Source organism: Algihabitans albus, assembly GCF_003572205.1.
GTDB classification, from domain to species: domain Bacteria; phylum Pseudomonadota; class Alphaproteobacteria; order Kiloniellales; family DSM-21159; genus Algihabitans; species Algihabitans albus.
The window spans coordinates 144,053-169,398 of sequence record NZ_QXNY01000004.1 but is presented as its reverse complement, the minus strand read 5'-3'; the positions used below and the strand labels follow the sequence as shown (position 1 = coordinate 169,398).

20 protein-coding genes are annotated in these 25,346 nt (G+C 65.9%); 9 read left to right on the top strand and 11 right to left on the bottom strand.

The window, feature by feature from the left end:
• Positions 1–20 precede the first annotated feature (20 nt).
• From DBZ32_RS10870 to DBZ32_RS10845, 6 genes are all read left to right on the top strand, one after another.
• On the top strand, positions 21–668 hold the full coding sequence (locus tag DBZ32_RS10870; protein WP_119167193.1) for a phosphoribosylanthranilate isomerase: 648 nt from the start codon (positions 21–23) through the stop codon (positions 666–668).
• Positions 669–752: 84 nt separating this feature from the next.
• Complete coding sequence (gene trpB / locus DBZ32_RS10865) at positions 753–1,970, top strand: tryptophan synthase subunit beta (RefSeq protein ID WP_119167744.1); 1,218 nt, start codon at positions 753–755, stop codon at positions 1,968–1,970.
• On the top strand, positions 1,967–2,821 hold the full coding sequence (trpA, locus tag DBZ32_RS10860) for a tryptophan synthase subunit alpha (protein ID WP_119167192.1): 855 nt from the start codon (positions 1,967–1,969) through the stop codon (positions 2,819–2,821). The genes trpB and trpA overlap by 4 nt, the downstream gene beginning before the upstream one ends.
• A complete protein-coding gene (accD, locus tag DBZ32_RS10855) occupies positions 2,818–3,822 on the top strand; it encodes an acetyl-CoA carboxylase, carboxyltransferase subunit beta (RefSeq protein ID WP_119167191.1) in 1,005 nt (334 codons plus the stop codon). The genes trpA and accD overlap by 4 nt, the downstream gene beginning before the upstream one ends.
• Positions 3,819–5,093 carry a bifunctional folylpolyglutamate synthase/dihydrofolate synthase gene (locus DBZ32_RS10850; protein ID WP_119167190.1) on the top strand — a complete coding sequence of 425 codons (1,275 nt, stop codon included), beginning with the start codon at positions 3,819–3,821 and terminating at the stop codon, positions 5,091–5,093. Before accD ends, DBZ32_RS10850 begins: the two co-directional genes overlap by 4 nt.
• A 38-nt stretch (positions 5,094–5,131) precedes the next feature.
• Positions 5,132–6,256, top strand: coding sequence for a 2OG-Fe(II) oxygenase (locus DBZ32_RS10845; protein WP_119167189.1), 1,125 nt, complete (start codon positions 5,132–5,134; stop codon positions 6,254–6,256).
• A gap of 94 nt (positions 6,257–6,350) precedes the next feature.
• Here DBZ32_RS10845 and trxA read toward each other — a convergent pair whose 3' ends face one another.
• From trxA to tsaE, 6 genes are all read right to left on the bottom strand, one after another.
• Positions 6,351–6,671, bottom strand: coding sequence for a thioredoxin TrxA (trxA, locus tag DBZ32_RS10840; RefSeq protein ID WP_119167188.1), 321 nt, complete (start codon positions 6,669–6,671; stop codon positions 6,351–6,353).
• A gap of 114 nt (positions 6,672–6,785) precedes the next feature.
• The gene (addA, locus tag DBZ32_RS10835) at positions 6,786–10,340 is read right to left on the bottom strand and encodes a double-strand break repair helicase AddA (protein WP_119167187.1); all 3,555 of its coding nucleotides are present in this window, start codon (positions 10,338–10,340) and stop codon (positions 6,786–6,788) included.
• Positions 10,340–13,372 carry a double-strand break repair protein AddB gene (gene addB / locus DBZ32_RS10830; RefSeq protein ID WP_119167186.1) on the bottom strand — a complete coding sequence of 1,011 codons (3,033 nt, stop codon included), beginning with the start codon at positions 13,370–13,372 and terminating at the stop codon, positions 10,340–10,342. Before addB ends, addA begins: the two co-directional genes overlap by 1 nt.
• A gap of 35 nt (positions 13,373–13,407) precedes the next feature.
• Positions 13,408–14,154, bottom strand: coding sequence for a nucleotidyltransferase family protein (locus DBZ32_RS10825; protein WP_119167185.1), 747 nt, complete (start codon positions 14,152–14,154; stop codon positions 13,408–13,410).
• A complete protein-coding gene (locus tag DBZ32_RS10820; protein ID WP_119167184.1) occupies positions 14,154–15,170 on the bottom strand; it encodes an aminoglycoside phosphotransferase family protein in 1,017 nt (338 codons plus the stop codon). Before DBZ32_RS10820 ends, DBZ32_RS10825 begins: the two co-directional genes overlap by 1 nt.
• Positions 15,167–15,679: a tRNA (adenosine(37)-N6)-threonylcarbamoyltransferase complex ATPase subunit type 1 TsaE gene (gene tsaE, locus DBZ32_RS10815; RefSeq protein ID WP_119167183.1), complete on the bottom strand. Its 513-nt coding sequence runs from the start codon at positions 15,677–15,679 to the stop codon at positions 15,167–15,169. The genes DBZ32_RS10820 and tsaE overlap by 4 nt, the downstream gene beginning before the upstream one ends.
• A gap of 126 nt (positions 15,680–15,805) precedes the next feature.
• Here tsaE and DBZ32_RS10810 point away from each other — a divergent pair, with 126 nt between their 5' ends.
• The gene (locus DBZ32_RS10810) at positions 15,806–16,900 is read left to right on the top strand and encodes an NAD(P)/FAD-dependent oxidoreductase (RefSeq protein ID WP_119167182.1); all 1,095 of its coding nucleotides are present in this window, start codon (positions 15,806–15,808) and stop codon (positions 16,898–16,900) included.
• Positions 16,901–16,927: 27 nt separating this feature from the next.
• Here the strand turns inward: DBZ32_RS10810 and DBZ32_RS10805 are convergent, their stop codons facing one another.
• The 3 genes from DBZ32_RS10805 to DBZ32_RS10795 form a co-directional block, all read right to left on the bottom strand.
• Positions 16,928–19,051 (bottom strand): sensor histidine kinase, encoded by a 2,124-nt coding sequence (locus DBZ32_RS10805; RefSeq protein WP_235830141.1) that lies wholly within the window; start codon positions 19,049–19,051, stop codon positions 16,928–16,930.
• 223 nt (positions 19,052–19,274) lie between these two features.
• Positions 19,275–20,573, bottom strand: coding sequence for an adenosylhomocysteinase (ahcY, locus tag DBZ32_RS10800; protein WP_119167181.1), 1,299 nt, complete (start codon positions 20,571–20,573; stop codon positions 19,275–19,277).
• 330 nt (positions 20,574–20,903) lie between these two features.
• A complete protein-coding gene (locus tag DBZ32_RS10795) occupies positions 20,904–21,914 on the bottom strand; it encodes a zinc ABC transporter substrate-binding protein (RefSeq protein ID WP_119167180.1) in 1,011 nt (336 codons plus the stop codon).
• 236 nt (positions 21,915–22,150) lie between these two features.
• On the opposite strand from DBZ32_RS10795, the gene DBZ32_RS10790 reads away from it, so the two are divergent.
• On the top strand, positions 22,151–22,546 hold the full coding sequence (locus DBZ32_RS10790; RefSeq protein WP_162906711.1) for a DUF2946 family protein: 396 nt from the start codon (positions 22,151–22,153) through the stop codon (positions 22,544–22,546).
• 133 nt (positions 22,547–22,679) lie between these two features.
• Positions 22,680–23,162, top strand: a complete 483-nt coding sequence (locus DBZ32_RS10785) for a copper chaperone PCu(A)C (protein WP_119167178.1) — start codon at positions 22,680–22,682, stop codon at positions 23,160–23,162.
• Positions 23,163–23,241: 79 nt separating this feature from the next.
• Here the strand turns inward: DBZ32_RS10785 and ptsP are convergent, their stop codons facing one another.
• Together ptsP and DBZ32_RS10775 are read right to left on the bottom strand one after the other, a co-directional pair.
• Positions 23,242–25,041, bottom strand: coding sequence for a phosphoenolpyruvate--protein phosphotransferase (ptsP, locus tag DBZ32_RS10780; RefSeq protein WP_119167177.1), 1,800 nt, complete (start codon positions 25,039–25,041; stop codon positions 23,242–23,244).
• Positions 25,031–25,339 (bottom strand): HPr family phosphocarrier protein, encoded by a 309-nt coding sequence (locus DBZ32_RS10775; protein ID WP_119167176.1) that lies wholly within the window; start codon positions 25,337–25,339, stop codon positions 25,031–25,033. The genes ptsP and DBZ32_RS10775 overlap by 11 nt, the downstream gene beginning before the upstream one ends.
• Between the last annotated feature and the right edge of the window lie 7 nt (positions 25,340–25,346).

Here is a 25,346-nt window from a genome sequence, read left to right as displayed (position 1 = left end):
TCTGTAGAGCTGTTCCGATCATGTCCGTCGATGCGAAGATCTGTGGAGTCTCGACGCCGGAGGCCCTGGCGGCTGCTGTGGCCGGCGGTGCGCGCTGGGTCGGCCTGGTCTTCTTTCCCCGGAGCCCGCGCGCCGTCACGGTGGAGCAGGCGGCGGCACTGACGTCTGACCTCGGTCCTCAGACCCAAAAGGTCGCGCTGTTGGTCGATGCCGACGACGCCTTGCTCGAGCGGGTCGCTGCGGATCTCCGCCCCGACCTCTTGCAGCTTCATGGCTCGGAGACCGCGAAACGGGTGGCGGAGATCCGTGGCCGGTGGAAAATCCCCGTCATGAAGGTCGTCAAGGTGGCGCGGGCGGCCGACCTGGAGCCGGTTGCGGCCTTCGAGCCGGTGGCCGACCGCTTGCTGTTCGACGCCAAGCCGCCGGCCTCTCGGGCCGATGCTCTGCCGGGTGGGAATGCGCTCTCCTTCGATTGGCGGTTGCTGACGGGCCGACGCTGGCAGCGTCCCTGGATGCTCTCCGGCGGGCTGACGCTGGACAATCTGCGCGAGGCGGTCCAGATAACGGCGGCGCCGGCCGTCGATGTCTCCAGCGGCGTCGAGGAGGCACCTGGCCTGAAAAGCCCCGAGAAGATCCGCGACTTCCTGGCTCTCTGTCGGGACCTCTGATCGTCGTTGCGTTGCCCGCTGGCGCCTGATGGGGCAGAGTCGGGCGCGACGACAGCTTATGAATGTGTAGAGAAAACCGTGTCGATTGCCGAAAAACTGAATACCTACAAGAGTGGCCCGGACGAGCAGGGCCACTTCGGCCGCTTCGGCGGCCGCTTCGTGGCCGAAACCCTGATGCCGCTCATCCTCGAAGTCGAACAGGCTTACAAGGACGCGCGCCGGGATCCGGTTTTCCAGAAAGAGATGGACGACTACGCCCGCCACTACGTCGGTCGGCCGAGCCCGCTCTATCACGCCGAACGGCTGACGGAGGCCTTGGGCGGCGCCAAGATCTACTTCAAACGCGATGAGCTGAACCACACCGGCAGCCACAAGATCAACAACTGCATGGGCCAGATTCTCCTGGCCCGCCGCATGGGCAAGACCCGAATCATCGCGGAGACCGGGGCCGGTCAGCACGGCGTCGCGGTGGCCACGGTCTGCGCGCGCTTCAACCTGCCCTGCGTGGTCTACATGGGCGCCACCGACATCGAGCGACAGCAGCCCAATGTCTTCCGCATGAAGTTGCTGGGGGCCGAAGTGCGGCCCGTGACGAGCGGCACCGGCACCCTGAAGGACGCCATGAACGAGGCGCTGCGCGACTGGGTCGCCAACGTCGAGGAGACCTTTTACATCATCGGCACGGCGGCCGGCCCGCACCCCTATCCCATGATGGTGCGCGACTTCCAGTCTGTGATCGGCACGGAGCTGCGCGAACAGATGCAGGAGGCGGAGGGGCGCCTGCCGGACTCCCTGGTGGCCTGCATCGGCGGCGGCTCCAATGCCATGGGCCTGTTCTATCCCTTCCTGGATGACGCGGAGGTACGGGTCATCGGGGTCGAGGCGGCCGGCAAGGGGATCGCCACGGGCGAGCATGCCGCCAGCCTCAGCGGCGGCCGACCCGGCGTTCTGCACGGCAACCGCACCTACCTGCTGCAGACCGACGAGGGGCAGATCGTCGATGCCTACTCGATCTCCGCCGGTCTGGACTACCCAGGCATCGGGCCGGAACACGCCTGGCTGAAGGAGTCGGGTCGGGTCGAGTACGTCAGCGTTACCGATGCCGAGGCTTTGGAGGCCTTCAAGCTCTGTACCCGGATGGAGGGCATCATCCCGGCCCTGGAGCCGGCCCATGCCCTGGCCCACGTCGCCAAGTTCGCACCGACCCTGCCCAAGGATCACCTGCTGGTCATGAATCTCTGCGGACGCGGCGACAAGGACGTCTTCGCCGTGGCCAAGCACTTGGGAGAGGACTTGGCATGAGCGCCGGCGCCGCTTCCCTTGCAGCCGACTCCGCGCAAAGCCGTCTGGAAAAACGTTTCGCCGAGCTGAAAGCCGCAGGCCGGGCCGGCTTGGTGACCTACTTGACGGCTGGAGATCCGGACGTGGCGACCTCGCTGGAGATTCTCCGCGGTCTGCCCGCAGCCGGGGCCGACGTGATCGAGATCGGCATGCCCTTTTCCGACCCCATGGCCGACGGTCCGGCGATTCAGGCGGCCTCCCTGCGGGCGCTCGACGCCGGTATGACGCTGGCCAAGACCCTGGATCTGGTCGCTGCTTTCCGCGAGACGGACGACGCGACGCCGGTCGTACTGATGGGCTACTACAATCCGATCTACGCCCTGGGCAACGACGTCTTCTTGCGGCGTGCGGTGGAGGCCGGCGTGGATGGGCTGATTGTCGTGGATCTGCCGCCGGAAGAGGATAGCGAGCTTTGCCAGCCGGCGCGCGCGGCCGGTCTGCACTGGATCCGCCTGGCGACCCCGACCACCGACGACAAGCGTCTGCCGCGGGTCCTGGCCGAGGTCTCCGGCTTCCTCTACTACGTTTCGGTCATGGGGATCACCGGTACCAAGTCCGCGACCCGTGCCCAAGTTACGGAAGCGGTCACGCGCCTGCGGCGCCATACCGACGTCCCCATTGCCGTTGGGTTCGGCATCAAGACGGCCGACGCGGTGCGCGAGGTCGGCTCCGTGGCCGACGCTGCCGTGGTCGGCTCGGCGCTGGTGGAGCGGGTGCGCAGCAACCTCGACGACACGGGCCGGGCGAGGCCAGGGCTGGCCGAGGATGTGCAGGGCTTTGTGCGTGAATTGGCGGGAGGCCTGAAGACGTGAACTGGATCAGCGACTATGTCCGCCCCCGTATCCGCTCACTGATCGCCAAGCAGGACGTTCCGGAAAACCTCTGGGAAAAGTGCGGCTCCTGCGGGCAGATGATCTTCCACCGGGAGTTGGAGGCTAACCTTCGGGTCTGCACCAACTGCGGCCATCATATGCGCATCGGTGCCGAACGGCGGCTGAAACTGCTGTTCGACGGGGGCGAGTATCAGACCATCGAACTGCCGGAAACGCCGGCAGACCCGCTCAAGTTCCGCGACCGCGAGCGCTACAGCGATCGCCTCAAGAAGGCCCGCAGCAAGACCGGACATCAGGACGCCATCCTGGTGGCCCATGGCACCATCGGCGGTCACAAGGCTGTCGTCGCTTGCTTCGACTTCGGTTTCATGGGTGGTTCCATGGGTATTGCCGTTGGCGAAGCGTTGCTCGCGGCCTCGCGCCTGGCCGTGTTGCAGGAGGCGGCTTTGATTGCCGTGCCGGCCTCCGGCGGAGCGCGGATGCAGGAGGGGATCTTGTCCTTGATGCAGCTTCCCCGCAGCGTCATCGCCGTCGAAGAAGTCAAGGAGGCGGGCTTGCCCTACCTCGTGCTGCTGACCGATCCGACGACCGGAGGCGTCTCCGCCTCCTTCGCCATGCTCGGCGATATCCAGATTTCCGAGCCCGGAGCCGTGATCGGCTTCGCCGGTCAGCGGGTGATCGAGGAGACGATCCGCGAATCTCTGCCCGAGGGGTTTCAGCGGGCTGAATATCTGCGCGACCACGGCATGATCGATATGGTGGTCGAGCGCAAGGATCTGAACGCGACCATCGGCAAGCTCTTGTCGCTACTGACGGCTACGGCGCCACTGGCCGAGGTCGTGCCGCTCGACGTTACCAAGGCAGCCGGAGAACCCTCGGGCGAGACGCTCGACGAGCTCGAGCCGGCAAGTCCGCAAGCCGGAGCTGGTGTTGGGGATCCGGCGTCCGGCGACCCGGAGACGGAGTCGCGCGGCGCGTGAGCCAGAGCAGCGATGCCGTCCTGGAACGGCTGACCCGGCTCCATCCAAAGATCATCGACCTTTCGCTGGGACGGATCGAGCGGTTGCTGTCGCGGCTCGGTCGTCCGGACAGGCGACTGCCGCCGGTGGTGCATGTCGCCGGTACCAACGGCAAGGGCTCCGTCATCGCCTTGCTACGGGCGATGCTGGAGGCGGACGGCCAACGCGTGCACGTTTACACCTCTCCGCATCTGGTGCGCTTTCATGAGCGGATTCGCCTCGCGGGTGAGCCGGTTCCCGAAACCGACCTCTTGGCACTGTTGGAGATCTGCGAGGCGGCAAACGGCGAGGCGTCGATCACCTTCTTCGAGATCACCACGGCCGCGGCCTTTCTGGCCTTCGCTCAGTCTCCCGCCGACGTCCTGCTGCTCGAGGTCGGCCTTGGCGGGAGGTTGGACGCGACCAACGTGATCGCCCGGCCGGCCCTCACTGCGATCACCCCGGTATCGATGGATCACATGCAGTATCTGGGCGAGACGCTTCCCGAGATCGCCTTGGAGAAAGCCGGGATCCTGAAGCCAGACGTAACCGCCGTGATCGCTCGCCAGAGGCCGGAGGCCGCAGCGGTCATCGCCGCGCGTGCGGCCGAGGTGGGGGCGCCGCTGCTGCGGCGGGACCAGGAATGGGAGGTCGTACCGCAAGCGGATGGCTTTCGCCTGCGCGACGGTGCCGAAACCTTGCAGCTGCCGCATCCGGCTTTGATCGGTGCCCATCAGCTCGACAATGCGGGTCAAGCCGCCGTTCTGGCGCGCCGGCTCGGCCTTCCGGCCACGGCCATTGCCGCAGGTCTGCGCTCCGTCCGTTGGCCGGCCCGCCTGCAGCATTTGACCACGGGGCCGTTGGTCGCGGCCCTGCCCCAGGGCTGGCAGCTCTGGCTGGACGGTGGCCACAATGCCCAGGCTGGGGAGATGCTGGCGGCCGAGGCCGCCGGCTGGTCGGACCCGCTCGATCTCGTCTATGGCATGCTGAATACCAAGGCGGCGGCGGATTTCCTGAGGCCCCTCGCGGGGTCCGTGCGTCGCCTGCGGGCTGTCGCGATTCCCGGCGAGGCGAATTCTCTCAGCGCCGAGGAGGCTGCGGCTCACGCCCGAGCCTGCGGAATCGCCGCTGCGCCCGCCGGCGACCTGGAGCAGGCCGTGGCGGAGCTGATGGCGTCCGCAGAGCGACCGGCGCGCATCCTCATCTGCGGCTCGCTCTATCTCGCCGGGAAGGTCTTGGCAGAGCACGGGTGAGCAGCTAGACCGGAGGCGGCGTTCAGGAGGCGCCCGCCATGGCAACTGCACCGACCACGCCCCCAGGCCTCGCCGGCAAGGCCTCGCAGGCGCCGCTGCCGCCGCCGATCGTCGGCGACCTGCTGCCGGACTTCCAGTTGCAGGATCAGTCGATGCGTGTCTCGGTTCTCTCCACCCAGGCACTGGGCCATCCCGTCGTTCTGCTGCTGACTCCGGATCCGGGTGCGCCGGCTGCGGCCAAGCTGCTACGGACCTTCGCCGAAGTTTGGGAGGAGCTTGGCGAGCGGGTTCACTTCTTCTGCATCACCGCCGTCCCGCCGGAGGTCAACGCCAAGGCCCGGAGTCTGGCGAACCTGCCTTTTGCGCTCCTGTCGGACCCGCAAGGCCAGGTGGCCGGAGGACTCGGTTATCCTTGGCGGCGTCAGGCCGACCCCTTCGCCGCACCGCAGTGTCTGCTGCTGATCACCGACGCCAACCGGCGGATTCGGCTGATCGATCCGGCCGCGGCCGATCCACTCGCCCAGGTCCGTGCCTATCTGGCGGCGCAGCCGCATCGGCAGGCACGGCTGTTCCAGGGGCCGCTGGCGCCGGCGATTTACGTTTCCGATGTGCTGGAGCCCGAGCTCTGCGCGCGGCTGATCGCGCTGCATGCGACCGAGAACGAGCCCTCCGGTGTGCTGCGCGACGTGGCGGGGGGCGGGCGCAACATCGAGGATTCGCAGGTCAAGAACCGACGCGACCACTACCTTAAGGAGCCGGGGCTCGTGGCGACGGTCAAGTTGCGGTTCCTGCGTCGTCTGCTGCCTGAGATCGCCAAGGCGACCTTCTACCGCGTGACCGCCTTCGAGGAGTTCAAGGTGGTCCGCTATGACGCGGAAAGCGGCGGCTTCTTCAAGCCGCACCGGGACAATAATACCCTCTCCGGCGCCCATCGGCGCTTTGCCGTGACCCTCAACCTCAACGCCGAGGACTACGACGGCGGAGAGCTGACCTTTCCGGAATACGGGCCCGACCTCTTCAAGCCGGCCAGCGGCGATGCCGTCGCCTTTTCCTGCTCCTTGCTGCATGAGGCGCTGCCGGTCGCCAGAGGGCAGCGCTATGTTCTGCTGGCCTTCCTCTTCGGTGAGGACGCCAAGCGGGTCCGCGCCCCAGTTCGCCGATAACCGGCTGCGGGTCTATGCGGAGGCCAAAGCAAAACGCCCCGACCACAGAAGCCGGGGCGTTGCCGATTGTCGTCCGTGCCGGATGGCCGGGATCTCAGATACTGTCCTCGATCCACTGTTGCAGGGCACCCTTCGGCAGGGCCCCGACCTTGGTGGCGGCCACCTGGCCGTCCTTGAAGATCATCAGCGTGGGGATTCCGCGTACGCCGTAGCGTGCCGGTGTCGAGGGATTGTCGTCGATGTTCAGCTTGGCGATCCGCGCCTTGCCGTTCAGGTCCTGGGCGATCTCCTCCAGGGCCGGTGCGATCATCTTGCAGGGGCCGCACCACTCGGCCCAGAAGTCCACGACGACAGGCAGGTCGGCCTTGATGACGTCGGAGTCGAAGCTCGCGTCGCTGACGTGGTCGATGCTCATAGTTGGGTTCCTTGCGTTTTCCGGTATCGGGGCGGTTCACTGGTTCGCGATTTTCGTGTCGCGCCGTACCCCGACGGTTGTCTCGCTGAATATGGCGAGCGCCCGCTTGCAGCGTCAAGATGAGGCGGGGGTCGCCAGCGGTGCATAAGCTGCAAGGCTGGTCTCCGGCAGCGGCATCAGCCGCGGGCCGTCCGTCCACAGCAGCGCCGTTTCGACCGGCCGGTCGGGGTAGAGGCGGGCCAGAATCGCCCGGTAGAGCGCCATCTGGCGCAGGTAGATCGGCGCTACATCGACCAGGCTTTCCGGGGCCGGGCGGTTTGTCTTGAAGTCCACGACAAGCACTTTGTCCGGGAGGATGCAAAGTCGGTCGACCTGGCCGCTGACCGCCTCCGGGCCGTCCGCACCTTCGATCAGTCCCACGATCGGGGCCTCCGCGACGCTATCGGGGGCAAAAAGCGCCGCGAAGTCGGGATGATCGAGCACCGCGAGGACTTCCGCCGTCAGTGCTTCGATGCCTTCGCCCGCGAAACTCAGGGCTTGGGCCGAGAGATAGCGCTTGGCGGCCTCCGCGCGCGCTTCGGGCGGCAGGTCGGGCAGCGATTGCAGCAGGCGGTGAATTGCGCGTCCGCGCGCGAAGCGTTGACCACCGTCGTCACTCAGGGGCGACCGCAGGGCCGGCTCCTCGGCGCTGGGCCGGGAGGGCGTTAGCGGTCTGGGGGGGCTTGGTTCGGCCAGTGGCCGGCGACTTGCCCAAGCCGGCAGGATCCAGTCGGGTGGGATTCGGTCTGGGGGAGCCAGCAGAGGCACCTCCGGCGCCGGCATGGCTGTTTGCGCCGCAGCGATTCGCAACCCTGGCCCGCTCCATCCGCTGGCCGTCGTTTCGGTAAAGTCGAAGGCGATCCGCTCGGCAGTCGCCGTCCAGGCCTTTTCGCAGAGCTTGTACCAGCAGTCTTCAGGTGTGTGCGTACGTGTCTCATAGCCACAGACATACAGACGGTCTTCCGCCCGCGTCAAAGCCACGTACAGGAGCCGCTTGTACTCATCCTGGCCGGCGATTTCGAGCCTTCTCCGTGCTGCGGCGGTCACCGAATCCTCGACGGACCTGCGCGGCGCCCAAGCAGGTATGGAGCCGTCATCTCCGTTGAGCCAGACGACACGGTCGCTGTGGTGCGGCGTCTGCATACTGTCCGGCAGGAAGACGACCGGTGCCTGCAGGCCTTTGGCACCATGGACTGTCATCACACGTACGCTGGCTCCGGCAACCTCGGCGTCGCGCTTGATCTCCTGTGCACCGATCTCCATCCAGTGAAGAAAGCCTTCCAGACTCGGCGTATGTTCGGCTTCGTAGCTGAGCGCGAGGCCCAGGAACTCTTCAATCGGGTCAGCGGCGTCTGGACCCAGCCGTTCGAGCAGTCGAGATCGTGCCTCTTCGGCACCCAGCAACTCGGCGAAGAACTCGTAAGGCGGCACCAGATCTGCGCGCCCACGCTGCACCCTCAGGAAATTCAAGGCTGCACGATAGACCGGGTCTTGCCGCGCATGCCGCTCCAACGACTGCCAGAGACGATGTTCGCGGTTCCAGGCCAGGTGGTAGAGCTGCTCCTCGCTCAGTCCGACAAGCGGGCCTTTCAGGACGCAGGCGAGGGTGAGGTCGTCCTCCGGCAGCAAGCAGGCGCGGGCCAGCGCGACCAGATCCATCACCGCCAGTTGTTCGGTCAGCACCATGCGGTCGATCCCAGCGACGGGAACCGCTCTCTGTTTGAGTGCGCGGATCAACTCTTCGACGAAGGCGTTGCGCCGCCGCACTAGAACCAGGATATCACCGGGCTTGATCTGACGGTCGCGGGACGCCAGCCAGGCGTCGTCACCGGGTTGAACCGTCTCGGCTTGAGTCCATCGGCGGATCGTCTCGGCCAGCAGTTCGGCCAGGCGCGCGCGGGGACTCGTCTCAGCGCTGCGTTCCGTCGGGGGGCTCCAGACCTCCGGGTCGGCTCGGTCTTCCGGTGAAACCGGCGGCCAGAGCTCGACACAGCCGGCTTGGCCGACGCGCACCGGATCATGGTTGCGCCAAGGTTCGCCGAAGGTCACACCGTCCCGCTGGGCCGTCTCCGCGAAGAGAGCGTCCACGGCGTCCAGCACCGGCGCTACGGAGCGGAAGGAGTGGACCAGATCGACCGGCTGCCAACCGCGCTCGGCCTGGCGGACGCGCTGCGCGAAGTGGCCGCGCATGCGCAGAAACTCAGCCGGATTGGCACCTTGGAAAGAGTAGATGGACTGCTTGGGATCGCCAACGGCGAAAACGCTGCGCGCGGGCTGGTCTTGCGCTGGCGGATCGGCGCCGAGGCCGGCGAAGAACTCCTCCGTCAGCAGCTCGACGACGCGCCATTGGTCCGGATTCGTGTCCTGCGCCTCGTCGATCAGCAGGTGATCCAGGCCGCCATCCAGCTTGTAGAGGACCCAAGGCGCGATCGCCGGCTGTTCCAGCAGGGCGCGGCTGGTCTGGATCAGGTCTTCATAATCCAGCCGGGCCTTTTGGCGTTTGGCGGCCTCGTAGGCGTCGAAGATTGTTCCGGTGAGTTGAAGTAATGCCTCGCTGGCCTCGGCGACCGTTGCGGCCTTCAAGCGTTCGCGCAGCGCCGTCAGTCGCTCGGCCTCGGCTGCCAAAACGACCTCGGCGCCCGGCATAACCTTCAAAGTCGCCTTGGTCACCAGGCGTGTTCGGGGTTCGCCGTCCTGCTTGAAGAAAGCGGAGAGATAGGTTTCCCAGCGGTCCGGTCGGCCCTCCAAGGTCTCAACCCAATCCGCGATGGCTTTACCTGCCGTCGCGTCGGTCTTGCCGCCACTCCGTTGCATCGCCTGGGCGACTGCCCGCAGATCTGCAGAGTCCAGAGCCGGATCGTTGCAGGCCTCGGCCAGAAGGTCCTTGTAAGTCTGTTCCTCCGCCAGCCCGAGTCGGCTCCGCAGTGCCTTCACCAGGCCGTCGGTTCCTAGAAACCTGCGCCGGGCTCCGGCCAGTTGGGCGCGCCGGCCGAGCAACTCTCTCAGAAGCTTGTCGAAGTCCTCTTCATTCACCCAGGCCCCGACCGTGGCCAACGCTTGACCGAGCGGGCCGCCATCGTCCGCTGCACGGGCCAGCACCTGCGCCTTTGCGTCGGCCATCGTCTCTCGCGCCGTCATCTCGTCCATCAACTCGAAATGCGGGGCGATCTCGGCCTCGATCGGAAAGCGGGCGATTAGCGATTGGCAAAAACTGTGGATGGTCTGAATCTTCATGCCGCCCGGCACTTCGAGGACGCGTGCAAAAAGGGCGCGGACCTTTGCCAGGTCATCCGCACCGGGCGAAACGCCGGTCAGGGCCTGCACCTCCGAGCGAAGCTGCAGCTCAGGTAGCGCTACCCAGGCGGTGAGGCGGCGGGCCAAGCGGGTCTGCATCTCCGCGGCGGCGGCTCGGGTAAAGGTCAGGCAGAGGAGCCGTGCCGGATCGGCTCCCGCCAGAAGCAACGCCAAAACCCGGTCCGTCAGGACCTTTGTCTTGCCGGTCCCGGCTGAGGCCGAGACCCAGACGCTGGCCCGTGGATCCGCAGCCTGAGCCTGGGCGCGGCCGGCCTGTTCGAGTTTTCCAGCGCGTTGGGCCTCGTGTGAGAGACTCGCGGAAGGTCCGGCAGCCATCAGCCCTCCTCGACCTCTGCGGCGGTCCACTCCTTGACCCTGGCCAAATGTTCGTAGTCGCTGTAGCGCGGCGCCCAATCGGGGCGTGGCCGGGCGTGATAGGGCGTGCTCGGATCTCGGAAACGCGTGACCAATGCCGCGAGACCGTTCCGCGCCTGGACTGCAAGATCCTCGATCGCCGGCGTCTCCTTGCCTGGCTTGAGCGTTTTGATTTCGCCGGGCGGATGCCCTCCGCTCAGGCGCCAGAAGGCAAGTTCGGCCACCTCGGCAGGCGGCAGTCCCTCGAACCCGCCGGCCAGCGCGATGACCGCCTCAAGCGGTAGCTGCGGAGAAAAGCCGAGGCGCAGGGATTTCGAACTCGGCGCCGTACCGGTCTTGTAGTCGATCAGCGCCAGACCGCCGTCGATCAGCCGCTCGATCCGGTCGGCACGTGCGCGCAGTTCAAACCCCTCGATATCGATCCGGCCTTCGATCTCGCTCAGCAGCTCCGTAAGTTGCGGTCGCCGCTCCGCCTCCCTGTTCGACACCCAGGCCGCGATGCGGGCGAAGCGCGGCCACCAAAAGGCGAAGAGAGTCGGACGGTGCCGAATGCGTTGAAAAACCGCGCGGCCGTGGTTCAGGAGCTGCGCTTCCGCATCCGGCGGTAGGGTGACGGGCCAAGCTTTGGTGAAAGCCTCCAGGGCGTCGTGCACGATCAGTCCCTTGTCGGCGGCGCCCGGTTCCTCGTCGAGCGCCGGAAGCTTTCGGAGCTTCAGGATGTGGCGTGCGTAGATGGCGTAGGGGTCGCGCATCCAGGTCTCGACCTGAGTGACGGACAGGCCCCTGGGCCGTGCGGCGGCTGGCGGCGTCGGCGACGGCGGATCGCAGGGTCGGTAGGCCTTGGCCGCATCGAGCGCCTCGACGCGGGTCGCCCAAAGTGCGCTCTCGTCGGCCAGCGCAGATGGTCTGCCGAGGAGGTTACACAGCGCGTCGAGCCGCAGCAGCCAGCGTGACGGAACGGTCGGTGTTCCTTCGACGCGCTCCGCGCGGGTCAGGATCACCTCGGGCGCGCTCGCCGCCTGGGTAAAGTCGTGCGCCGCCAAACCGATCTTGCGCTCGACGGGAGGCAGGCCGAAGGCGGCCCTCATTGGCCGGCTCATCCAAGGTCCCGGTTCGGTCTCGGCCGGCCAGGTTCCCTCGTTCAGGCCGGCCAGGATCAGGCGGTCGGCCTGTTGCAGCCTGGCCTCCAGCGGACCCAGAATGGCCAGCCGTGGATGGCCGCCATAGCGGCGGCGGACAGCGCGGCCGGTCATCAGAGCCTCCAGAACGGCCAGGTAGCGCGCGGCGGTCAGACCGCCTGCGGTCAAGGCACCGTCATGCAACTCTGCGAAGAAGGCTGCCGCTTCTTCCCCGGCTTCGCCGCGCCAGAGCCGGGTGGCGCCGGGTTCGCTGTCGCTAGCTGCCAAGGCCTCGGCAAAGGCAACGTGTGCTTCCGCCGTCTGCGCAAGACCGGCAGCCCTATTGTTCAGGAGCGTGGCGAAGCTGCGTGCCATGCCGGCCAGGTGCTGCAACCAGGGCACCATCGAACGGCCTGCCGTCTCCGCGCGCGCCGCCTCCAGCAGTCCGTCGAAGCCGGCCGGCGGGCGCGGGCCCCGCAGCACCGCGGTCTCCAGCCGGCGGACCTGCGTTCGAAAGCGGCCGGTCTCCTCGCCGCCGGCCGCGAGGGGGTGTTTCAGGGTCGCGAGCAGCGGCAGCGGTGCCAGCCGCTCCGCCACCATCTGCGCGGTGAGGCGCAGAAAGGCGCTGGGCGGCGTGGTGGCGAGCGGCCGTCCGGCCGAATCGTCCACCTCCAACCCCCAGCGGCGCAGTTCGGCCGCGACCCGGCGGGCGAGAGCGCGGTCGGGCGTGACCAAGGCGGCTCGTTTGCCAGGCGTGTCCAGTGTTTCGCGCAGCAGCAGAGCCACCGTGGTGGCCTCCGTTCCAGGGTCCGGACAGTCGATGCGGCGCAGACCCGTCAGAGCCCGCTCGGCCTCTTGAGCGGAGAAGTCGTTCGGCATCTCGGCCCAGCCGGAGGTTGCCGTCGCCGGCCAGAGCGCCGTGGCAATCAGACAGCGCCGGGCTGTGGCCGGCGTCTGACCCGATGTCCCGGTCGCCTCTTGCGATGTGGGCCAGTCTGCCACTTCCTTGCGGCCGATCTCCAGATGCCGCAGCAGACGGGCGAGTGTGTGCTGCGGATGGCTGGGCGCCTCCAGCACTTGCGCCCAGGCGGTTTCCGGCATCTCGCGGTCGAGGCCTGGCAGGATCACGGCGCCGTTCGGCAGCCCGGCGATAACCTTGAGCAACTCGGCCGTGGCGGGAATCGAGCCGGTGGAGCCGGCGGCGACGACAGGGCCTTGCGGCGGTTCGGCCAGCCAAGCCGCCGCCTGCGCCTCCAGCAGCCGGCGACGGCGCTCGGCCGCGCCGAGGGTTCCGAGGTCTCGCTGGATCTCCGGCCAGCTATCGGTGACGATCCGCAGGAAGTCCAAGGTCTTCTGCCAATGGACCGCGTAGTCTTCGGGTGCCAGGCGGGCGAGTTCGGCGAAGTCCAGACCCTCCGTCTCCACGGAGTCGATCAGCCGCCCCAGTTCACCGGCCAAGCGGATGGCCTGATCTTCCGCCGGCGCAGCCGTGTCGCCGCGTTGCTCCGCCCAGCGCAATACGAGGCGGGCGAGTAAAAGTTGGCGGGTCACGCCGGGCAGTTCCGGTGGCAGGTCGGCAGCTATGCCAGTGCTGCCGAAAGCATGATCCAAGCCGGTTGGCTCGCCGGAGATCAGCAGCTCGTCGGCGTCGATCTCGCCCAGTGGCCGGATGCGTGGCAGCAGGAGTGCCTGCCCTCCGGCGACGCGCAGGAAGGCCTCGGACAAGGCCCGTCCGGCGCGACGGGTCGGGAGCAGCAATTGGATCCTGGAGAGATCCAGTGGATCGGTGGAACGGGCCAAGAGGCCGCGGGCGAGGGCATCGACGAAGCCGACCTCGGGATCGATGCTATAGACCTTCGGCTGCGCTCCCTCCACCGACCTGCCGTTCCTTCCGACCTCTCCCGGCCGTTCTATTCTTGAGCTGCCATCCGCTCTTCATGACCCCCGCCAAGTTCGAAGCGCAACTCCAACTCGGCCCGCTCCAAGTCCTCGGGGCGTCCAACGTGGTACCAAGCGCCATCGTGGCGTAATCCGAAGAGCCGCTGACGTTCGATGGCGCGATCGTAAATCAGATTGAGCGAAAAGGCGCCGTCCGGCGTCGTTGCGAAAAGCTCGGGCTTCAGGACCTGGACGCCGGCGAAGGTGAAGGGCGCAATCTCGCGCTCGCGGCGCCGGCGCAGGCGACCCTGCGGATCCATCACGAAGTCGCCGGGACCGTCATAGCCGATCGCGACCGGGCTCGGCTGAAGCAACAGCAGGGCATCCATTCGCTCGGGATCCCAGTAGCGCCGCAGCCGCTCGAGGGTCGGTTGGTACCCATCCAGCCAGACGACGTCGCCATTGCAGACGAAAAACGGTGCGGTACCCAGTTCCGGCAGGGCCTTCTTGACCCCGCCGCCGGTTTCCAGCAGTTCCGCTTCCTCACTGAAGACCAGTGGCGGCGCGACGCAGTCCGCCAGGTGGTCGCGCAACCTGCTGCCGAGATGGTGCAGATTCACCACCGCTTTCTCGATCTCAGCGGCGGCGAGGCGCGCGAGAACGCGATCGATCATCGGCACGCCGTGGACCGCGATCATCGGCTTGGGGGTCGTTTCTGTCAGTGGGCGCATCCGCTCGCCGCGGCCGGCGGCCAGCACCATGGCACGGGTCAGAGTCATCAGGCAGCCTCTTGCGGTGCGGGTGACAGGCGCAGATCCACCGGCCAGTGCGCGGCAAACCAAGCGTTTACGGGTTCGAGCGCGGGATGCGCCAGACTACGATTCAGATGTCGCCAAGTCCGTGGAATGTGGCGTAGGTAGCCCGCTTTGCCGTCGCGCCGGTCCAGGCGGGTAAAGACACCGACGATCTTGGCGGCGCGCTGGGCGCCGAGAATCGCATAGCCGTCGCGGAAGGCGGCGCCGTCCAGCTCCGGCAGGGCCGCGAAGTAGGCGGCCAGCGATGCCTCCACCGTTTTCGGCGCGATGTCTCGGCGCGCGTCCTCCAAAAGGGACACCAGATCGTAGGCCGGGTGACCGATCAGCGCATCCTGGAAGTCCAGCAGTCCGACCGCGGCGGGACCGTCCCGCTGCGGCAGGACCATGAGATTGTCGACATGGAAGTCGCGCAGGGCCAGAGTGGGCGTCAGCGCCTCCAGCCGCGCAAAGGCCTCACGCCAGGCGTCGTCGTAGGCGGCCGCGATGTCCGGCTTCAAGGCGTTGCCCTGAAGGGCCGGCCAAGTCCAGTCGGTCAGGAGCCGGACCTCGCGCAGCAACTCCTCGATGCCGTAACGGTCTAACTCCACCGCCGTTTCCGGTCGCCAGCGGCGTTGCAGGGCGACCAGGGTTTCGACCGCTTTCGCATAGAGTTGCCGCTCATCGGCGCCTTCCGCCAGCGCGACGGTGAAGGTTCGATCGCCGAAATCCTCCAGCAGCGCGAAGCCCTCGGCCTCGTCGGCTGCGATGATCGCCGGCGCCGAGAGCTCGAAGGTCCGAAGCAGTCGTGCAATTCTGAGGAACGCTGCAGGTTTCTCCTTTTCCGGGGGCGCATCCATCAAGACGGCTGTCTGCACGCCTCGGCGCAGTCGGTCATACCGGCGGAACGAAGCGTCGGCCGCCAAGACGGCACGGTCGCTCAGATGCCAACCGTGCTCCGCCAGGAAGCCCAACAAGCGCGTCTCTCGGTCACCAACCGTCATGGTCCGGCCAATTCCTGCGCCTGTGCGGCCAGCCGTGCGGCCCAGGCACCCTGCCCGCACAGGGTGGCAAGGCGGGTTTGCTCGTGCGCCGCGTCGGCCAACGGCGTGGCCAGGTGCAGGTCCAGCCGATCGCGTGGCAGTTGGCTGCCTAGGCGCTCCGGCCATTCGATCAGGCTGATTCCCTCGGCCAAGGCCTCCTCCAACCCGAGTTCCCAGACTTCGTCCGGATCCTTCAATCGGTAGAAGTCGAAGTGCCAGACCTGCCGGTCGCCGCGTTCGTAGACCTGGGCCAGGGTGAAGGTGGGGCTCGGCACCTCTTCGGCCGGGCCGGGCAGGGCGTTGATCAAGGCGCGACAGAAGGCCGTCTTTCCGGCGCCCAGACCACCGCTCAAGGCCACGACATCTCCCCGGCGCAGCAGCGGCGCCAGACGCGCAGCCAATACCTCCGTCGCCGCTTTGTCGGAGAGCTGCACCTCAACGCGCGTTTCCTCTGGAACTGGCAACCCCATGCGGCTGCCTTGTACACGTGGCCGCGCGCGCCCGTCCAGCCGGGCGGAACCTTGCCATTGCCGAGACAGCCTGCCATGTAGCGAATTACCCAACGGCCTCAACAACAGACCCAGTCTCGTCGCTCCATGACCCAGAACACTCAGACCATCAACGGAGAGACCGACGGCGGCGGAACCGGCGCCGCCCAGTCCGTCGACGTCGCCATTGTCGGTGCCGGCCCGGTTGGCCTCTTCGCCGTTTTCGAACTCGGCATGCTGAAGATGCGCACGGCGGTAATCGATGTGCTGGAGGCGGTCGGCGGCCAGTGCGCGGCGCTTTATCCTGAAAAGCCGATCTACGACATCCCCGGCTACCCCAAGGTTATGGCTTACGATTTGATCGAGAAGCTTGTCGAGCAGGCCGCACCTTTCGATCCCAGCTATCATCTGGGCCAACAGGTCGAGCGGCTCGAGCGAACGGCGGAGGGACGTTGGCGGCTGACGACCTCGAAGGGCGTGATAATCGAGGCGACGGCGGTCGTGATCGCCGCCGGCGTTGGTGCCTTTGGACCGAACCGGCCGCCTTTGACCGGGTTGGAGGGCTACGAGGCAAGCGGGGCGGTGCAGTACATGGTGCCCAAACCCGAGGCCTTTCGCGACAAGCGGCTGATCATCGCCGGCGGCGGCGACTCGGCGCTCGACTGGGCGCTCAATCTGGCACCGCTCGCCCGGTCCGTGGCCGTGGTTCATCGTCGTGCCAAGTTCCGCGCTGCACCGGACAGTGTCGCCAAGCTGTATGCCCTTGCCGCCGCTCCGGACAGCGGTGTCGAGTTGGTGGTGCCGTATCAGTTGCAGGGACTGGAGGGCGACGGGGACAGACTGTCGGCCGTCGCCGTGCAGGACTTGGAGGGCAATGAGCGCCGACTCGAAGCGGATATTCTTCTGCCGTTCTACGGTCTTTCCATGAACCTCGGCCCGATTGCCGACTGGGGCCTCGATCTGGAACGCAGTCATATTCTGGTCGATCCCGAAAACTGCGCGACTTCGGTACCGGGCGTCTTCGCCATCGGCGACATGGCGACCTACCCAGGCAAGCTGAAACTGATCCTCTGCGGCTTTTCCGAGGCCGCGATGGCGGCTCACGCCATCTACGCTCTTGTCCATCCCGGCGAAGCTCTGCACTGGGAGTACTCGACCACCAAGGGTCTTCCCGACGAAGACCGGCGCGACAGCGCGGCTTGAGCGAGCCCTCGAAGAGCGCTCTATCTGTTACTCGACCGACTTGACGCGAGGCTCGGAGATCGGTCGGGAGGCCGAGTCCACGCCCGTCTCCGCACCGGTTTCGACATCTGCTTCGAGAGCTTCGTTCAGATCCGGCAAGCGGCAGGTCACCTGAGTTCCAGCACCTGACGTCGAGCGCAGTTCGACCCGTCCGCCGTGCAACTCGATCAGCGATTTGACGAGAGACAAGCCAAGGCCGACGCCGACATGGCGCTCGGCCTTGGTTCTGCCGCGCTCGAATCGGCCGAAAACCCGCGTCTGGTCCTGAAGCGGAATGCCCGCACCGGTATCGGAGACGGAGAGCAACACCTCGCCGGGAGCACGCACGGCCGTCAGATGGATACGTCCGCCTTCCGGCGTGAACTTGATCGCGTTGGAAAGAAGATTGAAGAGAGCCTGAACGATGCGTCGCTGATCGCAGAGCAGCGAACCGAAGTCGGCGGGGCAGTCGACCGAGAGATCCAGTCCCGCGCTGCGCACTCTTTCGCGCACCAATCCCCCGACGTCGGTCAGGAGGTCGGGTATCGAGACCGAGGATCGCTCGAGGATCAGATAGCCGGCTTCGATCGAGGCCAGGTCCAGAATATCGTTGATCAAGGCGATCAGCCGTTGGGAAGAGTCCACGATCGCATGGCTGTATTCCCGCTGCCGTTCGCTCAACGGGCCAAAATATTGATTTTCCAGGATTTCGGCGAAACCGATGATCGCGTTGAGCGGTGTCCGCAGCTCGTAGGAAATGTTGGCGATGAACTCCGACTTAAGCCGGTCGGTGGTCTCCAGCGCCTCGTTGCGCTCGCGCAGGGCCCGTTCGACCCGGGTGGAGTCGGTCACGTCGACGTAGGTGAAGAGGCTGGCACCGTCAGGCAGCATGACCTGGGTCCAGTCGAGTTGCGTTCCATCGGCGCGTTCCAGGCGGCCACTGGCTTCCCGCGGTTCCGTGCTGGCGACGACCATCTCCTCCGCCAATTTGCTCCAGATGTCGTCGTCGACGTCATAGAAGTCTCTGGTGCGCTGCACGATCTCCCGGACATGTGGCCGGTTGTCGAGCAACTCGCCCGGCAGATTCCACGTCTGGGCAAAGGCTGGATTGTAGAGTTTGAGACGGCCGTCGGCGCCGTAGACCGCAACGCCCTCGAAGAGGTTGTCCAAGGTCTCTCGCTGGACCTCCAGCAGGGTGTTGTAGGTACGCTCCAACCGCAAGGTATCGGTGACGTCTTCGTAGGTCAGCAGCACACCGCCAAAGGGGTGCGGGTTGATCACGAAGCGCAGGGTGGTGCCGTCCGGCAGATGCATCAGCTCCTCGACCGGCTCGATCACCCGCTGGAAACTGCGGAGCTGCTGGGACTTAAATTCGCCGAAGTCGGCCTGCTCCGGCAGACGCCGGGCGGCACGGAGACGGTCCCAGACCTCTGCGATGTGCGGCTGGCCGGCCAGAAAGGCCTCGCCGAGCTGCCACAAGCGCGCGTAGGCCTGGTTGTAGAAGGTCAGGTGCATGTCCGGGCCGAGCACGGCGATCCCGACGTTGATGTTCTCCAATACGTCGCTCTGGGCCCGGTCATGACGTGCCAGCTCGGCGCGCAGCTCTTCGACCGCGGTCAGATCCCGGGCATGTCCGACCAGGGTGCCATCGGCCAAGGGCGTCTCGGTGATCTCCAGCAGTACCCGACGGCCGCCGGCGACGACATGAAAGGCCTGCGACCGACTCTCCCCACTACCGAGTGCCGCACGTGCCAACGCGTGCGCTGCTTCGCGGTCGTCGGCGTCGACCAGCTCTGCGTTGGTTGCCAGGGCCTGGCCGCGACCCAGGCCCACCGCGGCGAGATAGGCATCGTTGGCGTAAAGCAGCGAAAGATCGCTGCCACGCCACCAGACCGGCCGGGGCAGGCCGTTCATCAAGGCGTAGAGGTTGTCGCGCGCAGCCTCGGCTGTTTCGCGCAGGCGGCTTTCCTCGTCGCGCTCCGCCGCGACGCTGTCGGCCTGTGCCTGCGCTTTCAGCAAGTCCGCCTGAACCTGCCTGAGAGCCCTCTGGGCCGCCGTCTCTGCGGCGGCGTTGGTCGCCGCCTCCTTGCGGGCGCGCCAAAGCATGATCCCGGCCAAGCAAGCCAGAACCATGCAGACCAACGCTGCAATCCAGGCCGGAGTCATACCGTCCCAACGCTAGAGGCCGTGCCGAAGCTCTTGTGGTGGCACGCCCCTACCGTCCCCCTTGGAGCGCATTTTCACGCAAGTCGGAGTCTACGGGGAGATTCCGTCATCAAGCAAGCGGAGTGGTTGCGATCGAACGTCGGCGATTGAACCGCTGCATCACGCTGCACCCAGCAGCGCGTGATGCTGTCTAGTAGCGGTAGGCCTCGCCTTTGAAGGGGCCCTCGGTGCCCACGCCGATGTAGTCGGCCTGGTCCGTGGACAGCTTCGTCAGGTTGGCGCCGACCTTTGCCAGATGCAGTTCTGCAACCTTCTCGTCGAGCTTCTTGGGCAGCACGTAGACCTGCCGTTCGTAGCTGTCGGTGTTGGTCCAGAGTTCGATTTGGGCCAGCACTTGGTTGGTGAAGCTGGCGGACATCACGAAGCTGGGGTGACCGGTGGCATTACCCAGATTTACCAGACGCCCTTCCGACAGCAGGATGATCTTCTTGCCGTCGGGAAACTCCACCTGGTCGACCTGCGGCTTGACGTTGTCCCACTTCATGTTCCGCAGCCCCTCGATCTGAATCTCGGTATCGAAGTGGCCGATGTTGCAGACGATGGCGCGGTCTTTCATCGCGCGCATGTGCTCGACGGTAATGACGTCCTTGTTGCCCGTGGCCGTGACGAAGAGATCGGCGCGCGGTGCCGCCTGCTCCATCGTCACCACCTCATAGCCTTCCATCGCAGCCTGCAGAGCGCAGATCGGATCGACCTCGCTCACCATCACGCGGCATCCGGCGTTGCGCAGAGAGTCCGCCGAGCCTTTGCCGACGTCTCCGAAACCGCAGACCATGGCGATCTTGCCGGCCATCATCACGTCTGTGCCGCGGCGGATGGCGTCGACCAGGGACTCGCGGCATCCGTATTTATTGTCGAACTTGGACTTGGTGACGGAGTCATTGACGTTGATCGCGGGCGCCTTCAACGAGCCGGCCTTGGCCATCTGATAGAGGCGAATCACACCGGTGGTGGTTTCTTCCGAGATTCCGCGGACGTCCGCCATCAGCGGTGCGTAGTCCTCCTTATGCAGGAGCTGCGTCAGATCGCCGCCGTCATCCAGCACCATATTGATCTTCCAGCCGTCCGGCCCCGTGACGGTCTGTTCGATCGCCCACCAGAACTCTTCCTCGCTCATGCCCTTCCAGGCGAAGACCGGGATGCCTGCCGCGGCAATGGCGGCGGCAGCCTGATCCTGAGTGGAGAAGATGTTGCAGGAGGACCAGCGTACTTCCGCGCCCAGCGCGATCAAGGTCTCGATCAGGACCGCTGTCTGGATGGTCATGTGCAGACAGCCTGCGATGCGGGCGCCCTTGAGCGGCTTGGAGGCGCCATACTCTTCGCGCAAAGCCATCAGACCGGGCATCTCGGTCTCGGCGATCTCAATCTCCTTGCGGCCCCAGTCTGCCAAGGAGAGGTCCTTGACCTTGTAGTCGGTGAATTCGGCCATGGGAGAGCGGTCCTTCGGTCGATGGCCCCGAGCCTTTGGCTGCGGGAACGTTGCGGGAGACGTTCGAGATCTTTGGTTGGAAACCCTCGAGTCTGCGGGGGAGATAGCAGTATCACCCGCAGCCGGCAAGCTGCAGCCGGAGATAACGGCGAGGCTTCGAGAGAATAGGCCGCGTGACTCGTTTGTACCCGTTCAGACCACACCTCCCGCCGATCGCAACAGCCAGTGGAGGCGCAGGTTTCCTGTTATCTTTCGAAGTCTTCGATTCCGCTCTCGACATGACGGTGTTTCGCCTGCCGGGCTCTCGCATTGAAACGCGTCGGCTTGCCGTCAGGAACTCTGCTGCAGGCAGGCGCGCAGGGCGTCTGCATTGCGCCGCATCAGCTCGAAGTAAAGATCGGGGCCGTCCGGCAGGTCGGCGCCCAGGGGATCGAGGATGCCGGCCCGTGCCTGAGTCTCTTCGACCAGGATGCCGACTAGCCGTGATTCGAACTGCGGCTCGGCGAAAATGCAGGCGGCGCCGAGTTCGGCAATCTTATCGCGGATCTCCGCGATCCTGCCCGCGCCGGGGCTGCGGTCCGGCGACAGGGTGATCGAACCGACGGCGTTCAGGCCGAAGCGGTTCTCCAGGTACTGGTAGGCGTCGTGAAAGACGACGAAGGGTTCGCCTGCCACCGGTGCCAAGACAGCCTCCATCTCATCGGTCAGACTGGCAAGCCGCTCCAAGGTTTCGGTCGCGTTTCGCCGGTAGGTGTCGGCGTGATCGGGATCGATTTCGCCAAGCACCGTGGCGACGTGGCTGACGAAGAGTTGCGCATTCGCCGGGTCGAGCCAGTAGTGAGCGTTGAATGCGCCCGGGCGATCTGCCTGCGGCTCCTTGCCATCATGATCATGATCGTGATCATGATCGTGGCTATGCCCTTCGGCATGATCGTGGCTATGCCCTTCGGCATGATCGTGGCTATGTGGCTCGAAACCGCCGCCGTCGCGGACGGGCAGGCGCACTAACCCCTCGACCTCCTGGAAGGAAACTTTGCGTGCCTGCGGTGCGAGCTGTCCGATCGGCCCGATCAGGAAGGTTTCCAAGTCCGGACCGACCCAGAAGACGGCGTCTGCTTGCTCCAAGGCCTCCGCATTGGACGGTCGCAGGCTGTAGGTGTGGGGCGATCCGCCGCCTTTGACGATCAGATGAGGCTCGCTGGCGCCGCGCGTCACTGCGGACACCAGGGAATGTATGGGTTTGATGGAAACCGCGACCTGAAGCTGGTCGTCGGCGACCGCTGGCGCGGACAGTAGCAGTACGGCGGCGGACAGGAGCCCGGCACGCAAACTTTGGACCATCGAGACGCTCCTGAGGCAAATCGAGAAAGGAAATGTTATGATATAACGTAACGCGATCTTTCGATGCAAGACGCCCGAGCAAGCCGTTCTGCGATGCCCACTTGAGAACCCGACGGATCGGCGAACCACGAGACGGTGCGCTACTGCGCAAGGTTCCGGGGCCGGCGCGAAAAGTCGCGGCCTCGCTCTACGCAGACTGGCTTGTCGCTGCGCGCCGATTCTGTAGTGTGTCGGCGATGATTCGGCGCCTCTACAGATCTGCCGCCAGGCTCTCCGTTCTTGCCTTGCTGGTCAACCTGGCTGCACATGCAACCAGCGGCGCAGCCATGGCTGCCGTCGGTGCGGCGCAGCCCGGCGGTCCGGTGATCGTCATCTGCTCGCCCGAAGGTCTCAAACGGCTGGTCTGGACGCCGGACGGTTTCGTTCCTCTGCCGGGTGACGCGGGAGAGGCCAAGCAGTCCTGCCCTTTCTGTTCCCTGGCGGCTGTCAACGTCGTCTTGCCGGACTCACCTGCCTGTCGACTGCCCTGGGCGACGGTGGAGATCGCGATTCTCTCCGCACCCAGCCCGCAGCCCGTGTCTCTGCCCGGCTTCTCGATACCTCCGGTAAGAGCTCCGCCTGTCTTCGTTTGACGACCCTTTGAGGGCGTCCTGCCCGACCCGAGTCGGCAGAGCCCCATTATGTGAAAGAACGACACTCAGATCGGCCTGATCCGTGCAGAGGCGAGCCTTTCACGCAGGCCAATTCCCAAACCGGAGAGCGAAGATGAAAGAGTTTGTCGCGGGCTTCTGCCTGCTGGCCTTGGCTACCGCTACGGCGATCGCACACGACTTCAAGGCCGGCGCCATCCACATCGATCACCCTTGGGCACGCGCTTCCGTCGGCATGGCAAAGGCCGGGGCCGCCTACATGCTGCTGACCAACGAAGGCAGTGAACCGGACCGCCTGATCAAAGCGTCCGCCGAGGTAGCCGAAGCGGTCGAGTTGCACACGCACCTGATGGAAGAAGGCGTGATGCGGATGCGTCAGGTCGAGGCGATCGAGGTCGAGCCCGGTACGCCTTCTGCACTGGAGCCGGGTGGCTTGCATGTGATGTTGATCGGGTTGAAGCAGCCGCTCGTCGCCGGCGAGTCTTTTCCCATGACGCTCACCTTCGAGCAGGCCGGAGAGGTGACGGTCGAGGTCTCCGTCGAGGCCATGGGCAGTGACATGGGAGGTCACGACCATAGCGCCACCCCGACGCAGTAGATCTCGCTGAAACGGCGAAGGGCGAAGGGCGGAGGACGGCAGGTGTCGTCCGCCCTTCGCCCAACGTTTACAGCCGCTTTCAGATCCGTTCGTTGAAGAAGTCGAGCAAGCGGGCGATCTCGGCAGCATCGCTGAGCATCGAGATTTCGCTCGCCAGCCGCGCCGCGGCCGCCGCGTCGAGCTTGCGAACGCGGTCTTTCACCCGGGCCAAGGCCTTGGGACCCATCGACAGTTCGCGGACTCCGAGACCGATCAGCAGTGCCGTGTAGCGTGGATCGCCGGCGATCTCGCCGCAGACCGAAACGCTCTTGCCGGCACGCAATCCTGCATCGACGGCAAAATGGATCAGCCGGAAGACGGCTGGGTGCAGCGGATTGTAGAGATGGGCGACCTGTTCCTCGCCGCGGTCGATGGCGAGCGTATACATGATGAGGTCGTTGGTGCCGACGGCGAAGAAGTCGGCCTCGCGGGCGAGCGCGTCGGCGGAAAGTGCGGCTCCCGGAACCTCGATCATCACGCCCAACGGCGGCAGCACCTTGGCCATGCGGACCTTGCGGCGCTTCAGGCGGCGCCAGACCTTCAGCAGGATCGTGCGCGTCTCGCGCAGCTCCTCGACGCTGGTGATCAGCGGCAACAGGATCCGGATCGGCCCTGCGGCGCCGGCGCGCAGAATGGCCGCCAACTGGGTTTCCAACAGCTCGGGCGCGCGCAGGGACAGCCGGATGGCGCGAACCCCCAAGGCCGGGTTGGCGCAGGCGCCAAGATGGCCTCCGAGGGATGAGGCAAGCTTTTCGCCGCCGATATCCAGGGTGCGGATCGTCACGGTCTTCCCCGCCAATCCGGCGACCATGCCGCTGAGAACGTCGGTCTGTTCCTCCTCGTCGGGCAGGTCGTTGCGGTTCATGTAGAGGAACTCGGTCCGCAGGAGACCGACGCCCTCGGCCCCGACGGCCGTCGCCTGGCCGACCTCGCGCGGCAGCTCCAGGTTCGCCTGGAGCTGGATGCGGGTGCCGTCCTTGGTTTCCGCCGGCAGTTTGCGCAGCCGGGCGAGCGCCTTCACTTCCTTCGCCTGTTCCGCCTGGCGCTTGCGATAGAAAGCAAGACGCTTCTTGGTCGGGTTGACGATCACCAGGCCTTCGGAGCCGTCCAAAATCACCGGGCTACCGGGATCGACCCCACCGACGATGCCCGGTGTTCCCAGGACCGCCGGCAAACCCAGGGAGCGGGCCATGATCGCGGTATGGCCTTCCGCTCCGCCCAAGGCGCAGGCGAAGCCGGCGACCTTGGCGGGGTCCATCAGGGCGGTGTCGGCCGGCGTGATCTCCTCGGCCACCACGACGCTGCCGATGTTCAGGTCGCCGAAACCGCTGAAACCGCGTTGGTTCAGATTACGCAGGATACGCTGGCCGACTTCGCGAATCTCACTGGCTCTGCTGCGCAGGTAGGGGTCGTCCAACTCCGCGAAGGCGGCGGCGATCGACTCGATCTCCCGGGCCACCGCCGCTTCGGCATTCAAACGTTTGGCGATCCGTGCGATCACGCCCTCGCGGAGGCGTCGAGAGGAGAGCATCTGTAAGTGCGCTTCCAGCAGGTAACCGAGCTCTTCGCCCGAGGTTCCATGGAAACCGGCCGATTTGCTCCGGATCTTCTGAAGCTGGCGAACCGCCTTCTCGATTGCCTTCTCGAGGCGCTGGACCTCGGCGGCTACCTTGGCCGCGGCGACGCCGTACTCCGGAACACGCGCGACTTCGCCTTCGCGCAAATGCGCTGGGCCGATGGCGACACCGGGAGAGACCCCGAGTCCCTCGAAGACGCGTTCTTTGGTTTCGGTCTTGGCGGTGCGCTTGGAGCTGTTCGCTTTACCTGGTTCAGTCTTCATCGAACTTGCGTTCGACCAGCTCGGCCAAGGCCTCCACCGCGGCTTTGGCGTCCGGCCCGCTGGCCGCCACCCGGATGCGGCAGCCGGGCGCGGCGGCCAGCATCATCAATCCCATGATAGAAGAACCGGACACTGCGTTCGACCCTTTCGTCACCAGCACCTCGGCATCGAAGCTGCTGGCCAGCTTGACGAACTTGGCCGCGGCGCGGGCATGCAGGCCGCGTTGGTTCGCGATCGTTACGCAGCGGTGGGTGTCGGGCCGGCCTGGTAGGGCGGTGCTAGGCGCCGTATCGCTCATCCTTCGG